Source organism: Bacillus sp. GW821-FHT11D08 (assembly GCF_058808515.1).
In genome coordinates, this window is record NZ_JBXARS010000003.1 from 158080 (window position 1) to 170133 (window position 12054).

The 12054-nt window shown below is 39.0% G+C and carries 11 protein-coding genes and 4 pseudogenes; 5 read left to right on the forward strand and 10 right to left on the reverse strand.

Going from position 1 to position 12054, the window contains the following annotated elements; all coding sequences use genetic code 11:
* Positions 1–59 precede the first annotated feature (59 nt).
* Positions 60–179 (reverse strand): annotated as a pseudogene (locus AC1RRX_RS07725) (endonuclease); the annotation flags it as partial.
* Positions 180–325: 146 nt separating this feature from the next.
* Here AC1RRX_RS07725 and AC1RRX_RS07730 point away from each other — a divergent pair.
* From AC1RRX_RS07730 to AC1RRX_RS07750, 5 genes and pseudogenes are all read left to right on the forward strand, one after another.
* Positions 326–2179 (forward strand): T7SS effector LXG polymorphic toxin, encoded by a 1854-nt coding sequence (locus AC1RRX_RS07730; protein WP_042635368.1) that lies wholly within the window; start codon positions 326–328, stop codon positions 2177–2179.
* An 11-nt stretch (positions 2180–2190) separates the two neighbouring features.
* A complete protein-coding gene (locus AC1RRX_RS07735) occupies positions 2191–2646 on the forward strand; it encodes an SMI1/KNR4 family protein (RefSeq protein ID WP_003152829.1) in 456 nt (151 codons plus the stop codon).
* A gap of 131 nt (positions 2647–2777) precedes the next feature.
* Positions 2778–3620: a hypothetical protein gene (locus AC1RRX_RS07740; protein WP_039063334.1), complete on the forward strand. Its 843-nt coding sequence runs from the start codon at positions 2778–2780 to the stop codon at positions 3618–3620.
* 100 nt (positions 3621–3720) lie between these two features.
* Positions 3721–3837, forward strand: a pseudogene (locus AC1RRX_RS07745) (sigma factor-like helix-turn-helix DNA-binding protein); the annotation flags it as partial.
* A 227-nt stretch (positions 3838–4064) separates the two neighbouring features.
* On the forward strand, positions 4065–4937 hold the full coding sequence (locus tag AC1RRX_RS07750; RefSeq protein WP_144464154.1) for an AraC family transcriptional regulator: 873 nt from the start codon (positions 4065–4067) through the stop codon (positions 4935–4937).
* Positions 4938–5147: 210 nt separating this feature from the next.
* On the opposite strand, the pseudogene AC1RRX_RS07755 reads toward AC1RRX_RS07750, so the two are convergent.
* From AC1RRX_RS07755 to AC1RRX_RS07795, 9 genes and pseudogenes are all read right to left on the reverse strand, one after another.
* Positions 5148–5771, reverse strand: a pseudogene (locus AC1RRX_RS07755) (isocitrate/isopropylmalate family dehydrogenase); the annotation flags it as partial.
* Between the two features lie 264 nt (positions 5772–6035).
* On the reverse strand, positions 6036–6572 hold the full coding sequence (locus AC1RRX_RS07760) for an ATP-binding protein (protein ID WP_007408244.1): 537 nt from the start codon (positions 6570–6572) through the stop codon (positions 6036–6038).
* Positions 6573–6895: 323 nt separating this feature from the next.
* A pseudogene (gene tet / locus AC1RRX_RS07765) lies at positions 6896–8271 on the reverse strand (Tet(L)/Tet(K)/Tet(45) family tetracycline efflux MFS transporter).
* A gap of 33 nt (positions 8272–8304) precedes the next feature.
* A complete protein-coding gene (locus AC1RRX_RS07770; protein WP_134816631.1) occupies positions 8305–8367 on the reverse strand; it encodes a tetracycline resistance efflux system leader peptide in 63 nt (20 codons plus the stop codon).
* A gap of 112 nt (positions 8368–8479) precedes the next feature.
* Complete coding sequence (gene satA, locus AC1RRX_RS07775; protein ID WP_032870506.1) at positions 8480–9001, reverse strand: streptothricin N-acetyltransferase SatA; 522 nt, start codon at positions 8999–9001, stop codon at positions 8480–8482.
* A 161-nt stretch (positions 9002–9162) separates the two neighbouring features.
* The gene (locus AC1RRX_RS07780) at positions 9163–9663 is read right to left on the reverse strand and encodes a DinB family protein (RefSeq protein WP_007408241.1); all 501 of its coding nucleotides are present in this window, start codon (positions 9661–9663) and stop codon (positions 9163–9165) included.
* 217 nt (positions 9664–9880) lie between these two features.
* Positions 9881–10234 (reverse strand): DUF2651 family protein, encoded by a 354-nt coding sequence (locus AC1RRX_RS07785; protein ID WP_306461081.1) that lies wholly within the window; start codon positions 10232–10234, stop codon positions 9881–9883.
* A gap of 152 nt (positions 10235–10386) precedes the next feature.
* Positions 10387–11190 (reverse strand): HAD-IIB family hydrolase, encoded by an 804-nt coding sequence (locus tag AC1RRX_RS07790; protein WP_042635371.1) that lies wholly within the window; start codon positions 11188–11190, stop codon positions 10387–10389.
* Positions 11191–11222: 32 nt separating this feature from the next.
* Positions 11223–12035 carry a Cof-type HAD-IIB family hydrolase gene (locus AC1RRX_RS07795; protein WP_042635372.1) on the reverse strand — a complete coding sequence of 271 codons (813 nt, stop codon included), beginning with the start codon at positions 12033–12035 and terminating at the stop codon, positions 11223–11225.
* Positions 12036–12054 lie beyond the last annotated feature (19 nt).

Below are 12054 nucleotides of genomic sequence, written 5' to 3' on the forward strand. Positions count from 1 at the left end.
ACCTATTTATTATTCAAGGAAGTCAACTGATTCTTCTCCTTCTTCCGCTAAACTGCTGCTTGCCCTGTTGTTTTAGCTTTATCTGAATCTGTTTTATCTGTAGAAGCAGAATCAGACCCACATGCAGCCAAAGAAAAGCTTAGAGATAATGCACCAATGCCTAATAACCATTTCTTCAATTTTTCATCAACTGAATTAATCCTATTTTAAGATTTTGTTAAAGTTCAAATCTCCTAAGAAAGTATCTTTAACAAAAGGAAGAAGCTTCTTACATGTAATATAATGTGGTAAAATTTAGATAAGATTAAGTGGGAAGGAGACAGATATGAAAGTATTTGAAGCATCCTCGTTAATCTCAGCAGCGGAAAAGCGAGCAAAAGAATATGATCAGATTAGAGAACAATTTATCAACCTCAGAAAAGCTTTTCAGGGAATGGCTGACTTAGATGACAGTGAGTTTTCAGGTAAAGGTGCTGATAACATCAAAGCATTCTTTCAAGACCATGCAAGTGTTACTGACAGCTGGCTTGATTTGATCGATATGAAGATTGCGTTTCTTAACAGTATTTCAGGAAAAGTAGCTGATGCCGGATTGGCCGCTTCGTTTGTGGAAGAGTCATTTTTAGAACATGAGTTGATTCATGCGAAGAATAAATCAACAGCTATCATGCAGGAGCAGCGCAATGAAATGAAAGGTATCCTTGATGAAATCAGCGATATCATTCATCTTGATGTTTTCTCTATAGAAGATGTCGATCAAAAGCTTAAGTCAGCAGATAAAAAAAGGAACGATACCATACATAAACTCGGCAAGCTTGATCACGATCTAACGAAAGAATACGCAGAAACCGAAGCAAACGAACAGTTCATCCAAGCCGACTTTCAGCAGCTCCAAAACGCCACAGGCAAAGGAAAAAGCGCCACGCCGCTTCACTACAACGCCAAAGCGTACCGTGAAAGCGACATCCATAAGAAAAAAGGCGATATCGCAAGACATTCGGATGCTTATTTGACGATTAAAAAGGAAGAAGCGAAAGAGCGGGAAATCAAGGATCTGAAGAAAAAGCTCGCTGACGGTGTGACCGATCCGGATGAATATTTGGAAATTGCGAAGAAGATCGGCTATGAAAACCTTGAACCTTCCCAGCAGCAATATGTGATTCAGCTTGAACAAGCACAACAGCTCGAAGAAGTTGGTGAAACCACATGGGAAGTCCTGAAAGGAGTTGGAGTCGGTCTCTACGATGTCGCTAAGGATACTGTGACTGGCGTTAAAGATTTAGCTGTCGGGACTTGGGAGTTTTCCCAGCTCTCCGAAGAACAAAAATTAGCCAAAACAATTTCAGCTGTATTGAAGACACCTTCCTATGCAAAAATCATATGGACAAACATAGCGGATTCATGGAATGATAAAATGGTTAACGGAGATGCATACTCACGATCTCATTATATTACCTATGTGGTCGGGAGCCTTGTTGGACTAAAGGGCGTTGGCTCTGCTGTGAAAGTAACAAGCAAACTTGGTAAAGCCGGTGCTGCCAAAGTAGATAAAGTGATTGGAGCTGGAGAAAAAGCAGCTACTAGACATGTAAACAAAGGGATTACCGTAGGGAAAAACTACATAAATTCTTTATCTAGAAATAAAGATGATCTAGCACTTGTAGGTATAGCACAAGATATTGAGAATACGCATAATGTAAAGAATACGTCTATATTAAAAAAAGCAATACAATCCAAACATGATCAATTTGTTAAAGCTGCACCATACACGTACGAAAACAGTGCGGGCAAAACAACGACCATTAACTTAAGAATGGGTCATTTGAAAAATGATGTCCATCCAGTAACAAAAGTTCCCTATGATAAAGACGGATTTCCAATATTCGAATCAAAACATACACTCACACTTGATAAAGCCGACTTTAAAAAAAGTAGAGACCAGCATTTTGATAAATTAAATAAACAATTATATAAGCAGACTGAAGAAGATCCATCATTGATTAAGAAGCTTGATTTGAACGAAGATGATTTACTTGATCTTCAAGATGGAATAACACCAGAGAAATACACATGGCACCACCATCAAACTCCTGGAAAAATGGAGCTAGTAGATCGAGTCATTCATGCTAAAACTGGTCACACTGGCGGATATAAAATTTGGGGAAAAGATGAGAAATAGGAGGTTAATCAATGCAAAGTATTAAATGGAGAAAACGAAGCACTTTTAAAGAGGCGACAAACAGTCAGATCGAAGAGGTAGAAGAAAAATTAAAAATCAAGTTCCCGACAGATTACAGAGAGTTCATTAAAGACCATAATGGATGCTCTCCTATAGATAAAAAGGTTGTTTCATTCCAAAATTCTCGAGAATCAATAAACAATTTACTGAGTATAGGAGATCCAACTCGACCAATTGATCTCCTTAGTACACTTGATAATGTTAAAGATCGGTTAGTTGATAAGATCATACCTTTTGCTACAGATGCAGGGGGAAACCTCTTTTGTTTTGATTATAGATTGTCTTCTCAAGAACCCGTAATTGTTTTTTGGGATCATGAGATCGCTAATGAAGATAAGGGAAGTTCCATTAGCTATGTTTGTGATTCATTTACAGACTTAATGGACAAGCTTGAAGAACAACATTAAGTTTTTTGACTATAGTTCTGAAATTTTCGAACATAACTCTGAGTGTCCTTGGCATTCAAGGTTCTAAAAATAGCAGAGGAATATTGATTAATGTTTAATAATTCATTTTTAGAACAGAAGGAGTTTAACTATTGATTGATCTTACAAATACCGGTCTAAGTATTATTGCATCATTGTTAACCATCATAACAATAATTATAGGGTTTGCCGCTACCAAAGAAACTCCTACTAAAATAATTCAACGAGGCAATAACAACTCTGTGCATATTGGAAAAAAGAAAATCAATATAATAAACATTTTCATGCCTAGTCAAAATCAAATAGATAAAGTCACCAATGCAAAAAGGGAGCCCGGCTCAGATAACTATTTTATGATTGTTCTTTTTTATATAGCTATCATTATCTTTGGTGCATTTTATACTAGTTACTATTATTGGTTTGTTGCAATTCTGTTGGCTGTCTTTATAATCCGGTTTATTAAGTGTATTCGTTTTTCAATTGCCATAAAGCTTACATCAAACTTATATGACAAAAGTAAATTCTTCATCAATTTTATCCAGCAAATAATTTTATGTTGCATTCTTCTAAGTCTGCTGTTTTTTTCAGTACCACAGGAATTACAAATAGTTGCTAATCATATAAAAGTAAATTTTGAAGGAGGCACCTCCTTTAAAATTTGGCTTATAGACTTATTTAAATACACATTCAGTATATGGAATACTACTACTTTTTATTTTTTCATTTTTAGAAGCGTAGGGATGCTGATTCTTACTCTTTTTGTATTCTATACAACAGGCAAGAATGCATTACCAATTTATAAACACAAGTCTTTCACCAGAAGAAAAGTGTTGTTTAATGAACTTTCTTCTTATATTTTTGTTATTATTCTTATTTTTTTCTCCCTCTACCCATGGATATTCATAGACCTAAAAAACAGCTTAGAACCTTTGTGGAATGAATGGGCACGCAAATAAAAAATGTCAAATTTATTAGTGTTAAGGCCCCTATAGAGGGTCTTCTCTTATTTTAATAAAGTTTTAAGTTGCTCTTTCAGTCTATAAATACCATCTCGATAAGCTCGGCATTTCAAGGAGTTATGTGTCGCGGATTGAAAAACGCGCATTGATGAAAATGTTCCATGAGTTTTACCGGGCGGAGAAAGAGAAGCGGAAAAAGTCGAAGGGGAAATGAGCGAAAAGCCGGATCTGACATCCCGGCTTTTTCTATTCAATATAAAACAATGATAACTTTCTTTCATCTTATGAAACCCAAGCAGTTATTAGGTGTTTTCTTTATCTGTACAAATACAGGTGAATCACTTAATTTATTACATATAAGTTATCCTGCAAAACTGTGCACGAAATGTCGGGCAGATACATTTCGCTCCTGTTATTCTTTTGTTAAAGGAGGTCAAATAAATGGATTCGCTTAAAAGGATGAACAGCGCATTAACGTATATTGAAGAAAACCTCACGAACGATATTGATTTCAAAGAAGCAGCAAGGCTTGCTTTCTGCTCTGAATATCATTTTAAAAGGATGTTTTCCTTCCTTACAGGTATTTCATTATCGGAATATATTCGTCGACGACGTCTTACTCTTGCAGCTTTTGAACTTAAAGACAGCCGCGTAAAGGTGATTGATCTTGCAATAAAATACGGTTATCACTCACCAGATTCTTTTGCACGAGCATTTCAAAATCTGCATGGCATAAGCCCATCAGCAGCTAAACATAATGGCCATTCACTTAAAGCTTATCCGCGAATGACCTTCCAGTTATCAATCAAAGGAGGAAATGAAATGAACTATCGTATTGAAGAAAAAGAGGCATTTCGCATCGTCGGCATTAAAAAAAGAGTTCCTATTTTGTTCAAAGGCGTGAATCCTGACATTGCATCGATTTGGGAAAGTTTAGATGAAGCAGCAATCAATCAACTAAAAGAGCTTTCTAATGTAGCGCCTGTAGGACTCATTAGTGCATCCACGAACTTTTCTGAAGGCCGGACAGAGGAAAACGGAGAGCTTGATCACTATATTGGCGCAGCCACAACGAAACATTGCCCAAATCACCTATCACAGCTTGAAGTCCCTGCCTCAACGTGGGCTGTATTCGAAGCAGCCGGATCATTTCCGAATGCACTGCAGGAAGTATGGGGGCGGATTTATTCCGAATGGTTTCCATCGTCACATTATGAACAAATTGAAGGCCCAGAAATCCTGTGGAATGAGCATAAAGATGTAACATCGCCATCTTTTAAAAGTGAAATTTGGATACCCATTTCAAAAAAGTAATATATCTTACAATGAAATTAGAGGAATTGAAGGTTTTAAGGAAGGGGTCTCATCCCTTCACTTTATGTCACTAACCCGATCTGCGGCAATATTGATGCCACTAATCTACGAATTGAGTTTTTTAATGAGCAGAGCCGTTCTTACTGAAAATCTAAATTGAGGTGTCCTATTGCGTTTTGATGATCTGCTTCTCACCTCTTATTTTCCGCCTTAACGTCCGATCCTTTCTGCAATTGCTTCTGCAAAGTCGGACGTTGATGATTGACCGCCAAGATCTCCCATTTTGATTCCTGCCTTCACGGTTTCCCGAAGTGAGTTTTCTATTAATTCCGCTGCTTCTTTCAGCTTTTTATCACGATACTGTGTACTGAGCCATTCAAACAACATAGCAGTTGAAAGTATAATACCGATAGGATTCGCAATATTTTCCCTGCAATGTCAGGTGCCGAACCTTGAGCAGCCTGGGCCATTGCCTGCTTTCCCATTTGTATTAATTGACAGTGCAAGCCCCAAGCTGCCGACGAACTAAATATACCGTCATTGCATCGATATGATAATCATCCACTTCAGGGTATTGTCCGCCACTTCTCGGCACGTATTCAAAAAGAGTCCCGAGCCATGTAACCTTCTTACGGCGTTCCATCGCACTTTGAAAGGCTGCATGCGCAATACGTATAATCGCCTTTTTAGTGAAAACTCCAGTCAATACAGCCACTTCCGGGGTTACCTGCCATACATATTTCGGCCAGCGTAAAAGCCTTCCGTATTTTCACGGAAAATGACCAAATTAGCTTTCCCTGCAATACTTTTCATTCCAGGTATTGTCTTTGCCGGCGGCAATGGCTTTTCACTCAATCGTAACCAGCTTAAACGCTGGCTGGACAGGTTTCAGGGTGTATCTATTCATTGGAGTTCCGTCTCTTGCAACTTAACCAAAATTTCCTCACGAAGAACAAATCACTTCTCTATTGTGGGATACTGCCGAAAATAAATCACTTCACAACAGACAAACTGATAGCGGTATAAAAAAACAGCTCCGTTAAAATGGCCGGAACTGTCTTTGACTTTTGGATTTTGCAGTTATCTCCATCCGTTAGTTTAATTAGAATTCAGATAATCCAAGACACGATCAACTCTTTCATTGACTGAGTAATCTCCTTCAATTTTTAACAATGGACAAGATAAATCTGCCATCCAATGTTCGTGTAAAGCTTTGCTTCTAACTTCCATTCCGGCATGATCATATAAAGAAGCCCACTCTAAAAATGTTTTTGATTGTTCATATTTACTGCCGCCGGCTAACACTTCGTTTCCATAACGCTGAAATTCCCTATGCCTTAATCTCTCGAGCCGTATATCCTGCGGAATCCATAAGAAGATGACAAGGTCAAAATAACTTTTTAAATCATCGCCCCAGCCGCACACTGCGCCAGAAAGAATCCATTTCTCATTTATTGTCAAGTCTTTTTCAAGCAACTTTCTTCTTTCAGGAATTTCTCTTTTCTTAGTGAATTTATCTGTCCAATAGTAATCATCAGTATCAAGATGCGTATGAGGCAAATGCTTTGATAATGCAACACCCAATGTTGAAGTTCCGACTCCGGAGGCTCCCAGTATGTGAATCTTATTTTTCATCGTTCCCCCTCCTTATAAAGCAACGAAACTCCCTGTCCGCTGCACAAAGTTCTTACTATTATTTTAACATAAATCCCCAAAAACCTTTACTTTGCCAGGGGAATCCAGATGCGTGTTAAAACCATACTGCTTACGAACTTCATGGTCATTTTCAAACAGAATGATTAACTTTCTCTCCGGCCTATTTTAATATCCTCATACACTTTCTCAAAAGTCCCGATTGGCAGTGAACTCCCCTTTCATTGATCGACAAAAGCTTCCGGAATAAGGAATCTCCTCAAAAAAGGATCAAAACTTTTATCAAGTTTGATCCTTTTCCCTTTTTAGTCATTTCTTTGCGAACGTTTATAGACATTCATGGTTACCAGCCAGCTCATAACGATGATTCCTGCAAAAAGAATGAGCATATTACTGTACAAATAAGCGGAATGATCAGCGTTAACAGGCAGTAGCCTTTGATCCAGCAAGCGGGTCGATACTAAACCGCCTGCAATCGAAATACCCGTTCCCTCTGATAAAAAGCTCGTAAAATTAAGCAGACTCATTCCGGCGCCGGCTTCCTTTTGTTTCAAACTGCCAGATACCATTGTAGATATAACCGTTTTTGTGAAGGAGAGCCCCCCAAAAACAAAAACGATGATAACGGTCATGAGCCAAGGTGCCGCATCTATAAAAAAGGCAGCAATTAAAAAACTGGAAGACATCAATGCAATCCCAATGGTCAGCACATATAAAGACCTTTCCGATCAACAAGCCACCCTCCAATGTAACCGAAGATGATGACGCTCATCGTTCCGGGAAACATAATCCCGCTTCCAATTGCCGCAGTACTTAAATGGTGAACATCTTTCATCATATAAGGAACCATAGACACAAATCCTGCAGCAGTGCCGAATATCAGGCCTCCGCAAAGGACGCCCATCATAAACAAGACATTTTTCCCCAGTGCAGGGTCAACAAAAGGATCTTGAGTTTTCCTAATATGTTTCACAAATATCAGGAAAGCTAGAATACTGATGATCAGAAAAGATAGTCTATATGACGTTGTAAACAGCAGAAAAAATACGATGCCTGCAGACATTAATATAATCCCCGCCATATCAAAGCGCCCGCTGATTCTTTCTTCCTTTTCCAGCAGTTTCATCAGGAATGGAACGGTGATAACTGTTGCTGTCGGAATAAGCAGCAAATATGACCAGTGAATATAATGAGCGATCATTCCGCCAATAGCTGGTCCGGCACCTTCCCCCATTGCCACCAGCGACCCGATCAGACCAAATGCTTTACCCCTGTTTTCTTTCGGAATATAGCGTACTACTGCAACCATCACAAGAGCCGGGAATGCGGCTGCACCAGCCCCTTGAATAAATCGGGCCAGAATGAGTACAGGAAAGACAGAGTGTCCGACAAATCCAATGATCGACCCGAAGCCATTTACCATAATTCCAAATAGGAGCAGCTTTTTGATCCCCAGCTGATCTGATAACTTTCCATACAGAGCAGTTCCGATGGAAAAGGTTAACATAAAGGCCGTGTTCACCCAGTTTGCACTCGCTGGCAGTTTATGAAAATCGTTGGCGATATCAGGTAATGATACGTTCAAAACCATTTCATTTAATGCGCTGAAAAATGACAGAACACAAAGCCAAATGAACACTTGGTTGTGCCGTAAAGCTGACTGTGAATAAGGCGTATTCACAAATTTCCCTCCATTAATGAGGGCAGACGCAGTTTATAGGGCCATTGATACGCTTCCCTCTTTTAATTGGACCCTGTTCATTTTTTTGCACTTCATACATAACTCCCCCTGCATTGATTGATATACCTTATTATAAATCCTCAAGCCGATGTTTTGAATGCTTTGCGACACACACCCGCAAATGACGAAACATCAAATACTGTTATATTTAAAATTTACAGTACCAAAAAACCGCAATTTCATTTGCTGTTGAAAAATTGGAATAAAGCATTGTATCGACCGCTCCTATGACAAAGTTATTTTTGGCATAAAAATGACAAGCTGAAACATTAATATCTTGTGTTTCAAGCATAAGACCGCATAAATGATTCTCCTTTGCCCACTCAATCACTTTATGCAATAAAGCCGTCCCGACACCATTTTTTCTATAATCTTTTGCAACGGCAATGTCTTCAATCAGTGCGTATCCATTCCAATTAGAACGAAGCTTACTCCGGCCGACACAGTCGTTCTCTGCGTAATAAAAAAAGACAACTTTATCCTCTTCTTCAATATAACTGACATCAATGTCTTCATCGTCATATTTTTTGACATAAGGTTCAGCAAATTTCTCCTCTGTATATGTCCAAACATTGTCCTCAAATGAAGGGATGATTCTCCCTGAAACTACGAAAGGTTCGTTTGGTTTATTGAAGTCTTTCATATTGAATCGCGTCATTTTAGTTATCATCATAATCACCTTTCTGCATTTATTGACCTTAATTTACATCTATTGAACTGTTGATTCGTCTGCATGTCATGGATACCGGTTTAATCACTCTAAGACTAAAACAAAAAAGATACCAACATCGATTGGTATCATCTATTCATTCGAGCCCTTACAACAATATCCTATTTCGGAGCTTCCAAACCGAATTTAATCCATTCCTCTTTTGCCGGACCGTAAATACCCGGAACAGGTAAACCTGCTTGTCTCATAAGGACAGTCATTTGTCCTCGATGATGGTTTTGATGTTGAATTAAAAACATCAAAAGTGAACCATTTGGCAATTGCTGACCAATAAAGTTGACACATTCTTGAAGTGTATCGTCAGTCCATTGCGTTTTTAACGCCTGTACAAATGCATTACTGGCTTGATGATAACTCTCAGCAATAAACCGCGCCGATGCAGGAACAGGATAATCTTCGGCCGGAGCGTGAAACGTTAAATCTGTGTTTGAGGTAATGATGTGAATGGCAGCGACAGTATGCCAAGCAATACGGCCTAAAGTCCAATGTTCTGAAGTGATTTCTTGTTTAAGTGATTCATCAGTCAGATGATTCAGCAGTTTTTGTGTCGCATCGGCTTCGAATTCCCAAGATTTCAAAAAATGGTCTAAAGTTTGAAACATAAAAATCCTCCTTATCCTTTTTTGTTTATCTATATATCTGCAGTTCAATTATAGTGCTCCGTTTAGTTAAAAAAGAACAAAACGATAGACAGACATTTTTAACAGAAAGCCCGAACTGACAACAACAGACAAAATATAAGAACATAACGGATACCTCTATACTTCTTTTTCTTCAATCGACAAAAAAAGGATAGCTGTTCAAACAGGATTCTTCTGTCTAATATTTTCTCTTTGCAAAAGTCCATATCGTCTTAGTGATTGAACCGGAGACAAAACAGCTCCCCGTCATCATAGCCACCCAAATGAAAAATGTCGGCTCGGCACCTATTACAATAAACATAAATATCAAGGACAAAATGAATACAATAGCAACCATCATCCATACTTTTTTGAAAATGAAATATCCTAAAATCCCTAACAGAAAAGAAGCTGCCGGAAGAAAAATAAGAATGATATACGCGGGGCTCAACAGCGGGCTAATACAAACACCTCCCAATTTCAAAACGAGGCAGTTCCTACTTTTTGTCTGATATGAAGTGATTTTTTTCATCTTGATATTACACCGCTTCATTCATTTTATACATATTATACCAATACCATCGAGTCAAATATAGATATTTATTCATTTTTAACATACTTTAGGAAAATCAGGAGTGAATTAAAGTCTGAGGATAGCCCGCTTTTTCTATCCCTAGTAAGTCATGCCGCATTGATTTTAGCCCATCATTGTTTTTGCAGCGCTAATATTCTCATAATCGTGTGCATGACGCTGCTTTCCTCATTTGATTTGATGACAAAGTGCGCCGCATCTTTTATTTCGTCAATGGCATTCTTAACCGCAAAGCTGTAGGATGCCGCTTCCATCAATTCTTTGTCATTGCGGCCGTCTCCGAACGCCATTGTTTCATCAGCCGAAACCCCTAATAATCGCTGCAGTTCTTGTACTGTTGATCCTTTATGTATTCCGATATTTGATATGTCCATCCAGGTATCCTCTGATGCTACGATATATAATTGGTGAAAAAATTCATGCAGCTTTTCTCTCGTTTCCGGACAGTTGGCGTCGGGGTCATGAACCGTAATCTTGATAAAATCGTCTTTTATCTCAGTAAAATCAGTTATTTTCGTTACATGTGCATAAGAAGCATTTACATATTTCATTTCACTTTCAGACAGATTTTCTTTTACGATCGCGCCATTTTTTGTGCATGCGATAATGCTATGCCCGCAGCTGATTTTTTCTAAAGCGCCTATAATTGACAGTCCCGCTTCATTGCTGATCAAAGATTCATATACGAATTTGCCGTTCTTTTTTATACGTGCGGCACTGTCTCCTAAAATCCAAAAATCTTTCGCATCTTCTCCGAATAAAGCTTCCACCCTTTCACACTGCTTCCCGGTGCAGATGGCGAAAGCGACATGCTGTTCCTCCATTACTCGTTTTGTTTTTTCAAATAACGTTCTGTCAAAATCGCCTTGATTATTTAAAAATGTACCGTCTAAATCCGTAATCACTAATTTAATCACCGTTCAGCACCTCCGCAGTTAAAACGTCTTTTTCAGACAAAGGGTTTTTCACATTTGAGGATGGAATCAATCGCATTTAAGACCCCTTCTTCATTGTTTGATTGCGTGATATGCGCGGCAGCCTGTTTAATGCTTTCCTGCGCATTATCCATGGCGACCCCGTATTTCACGGCGGACACCATCTCCAGATCATTGCCGCTGTCTCCGAAGGCCGCACACTCTTCATCACCCATCCCCCATTGTTTCTGGAGGAGCTTAATCCCGCTTGCTTTATGAAGCCCCGGTATGATCAGATCTATGTCACCGTGCCCGCTTGATACAGGCGTGACGAAAGACCCGATGGCGTTTTTCAAATAGCTCAGAAGTGCGGAACAATGTTCGGCGGGAAAGCTGATGGAAAATTTTAAAATGTCATCATCGATGTTTTCAAAATGCGGCACCCTTTTTAACACATAATAATACTTACTGGCATGCAGATATTCATCTTCACCGGCATTTTCATGAATATACGCGCTTTTTTTTCCGCAGGCAATGACGTTTTTCACCTCATACTGCTCTAAAGCACGGATCACTGCATTTATAGTGTCTTCAGACATCCTGCCCGCGAATAATTCTTCTCCGGCATTCACGACGAAAGCGCCATTCTCGGCAACGAAAGCGATTTCACTTTTGATTTCCGGAAAGAAGGATGTAAGCTGCGCATACTGGTTTCCGCTTGCTACGGCAAATTTAATCCCCCGCGATTTTAATTCACGATACTGATTCATAAAACGCTCTTTGTTATATGCCATTTCATCATTCAAAAACGTTCCGTCCATATCAACCGCTATCAGTTTGATACTCATATTGTCCTCCTTTTTTCGG

What these genes read in the sequence shown, in the direction of transcription:
- AC1RRX_RS07730 (WP_042635368.1), top strand. Translation starts at nt 326, where the DNA reads ATGAAAGTATTTGAAGCATCCTCGTTAATCTCAGCAGCGGAAAAGCGA.
- AC1RRX_RS07735 (WP_003152829.1), top strand. Translation starts at nt 2,191, where the DNA reads ATGCAAAGTATTAAATGGAGAAAACGAAGCACTTTTAAAGAGGCGACA.
- AC1RRX_RS07750 (WP_144464154.1), top strand. Translation starts at nt 4,065, where the DNA reads ATGGATTCGCTTAAAAGGATGAACAGCGCATTAACGTATATTGAAGAA.
- AC1RRX_RS07760 (WP_007408244.1), bottom strand. Translation starts at nt 6,572, where the DNA reads ATGAAAAATAAGATTCACATACTGGGAGCCTCCGGAGTCGGAACTTCA.
- satA (WP_032870506.1), bottom strand. Translation starts at nt 9,001, where the DNA reads ATGATAACTAAAATGACGCGATTCAATATGAAAGACTTCAATAAACCA.
- AC1RRX_RS07780 (WP_007408241.1), bottom strand. Translation starts at nt 9,663, where the DNA reads ATGTTTCAAACTTTAGACCATTTTTTGAAATCTTGGGAATTCGAAGCC.
- AC1RRX_RS07785 (WP_306461081.1), bottom strand. Translation starts at nt 10,234, where the DNA reads ATGAAGCGGTGTAATATCAAGATGAAAAAAATCACTTCATATCAGACA.
- AC1RRX_RS07795 (WP_042635372.1), bottom strand. Translation starts at nt 12,035, where the DNA reads ATGAGTATCAAACTGATAGCGGTTGATATGGACGGAACGTTTTTGAAT.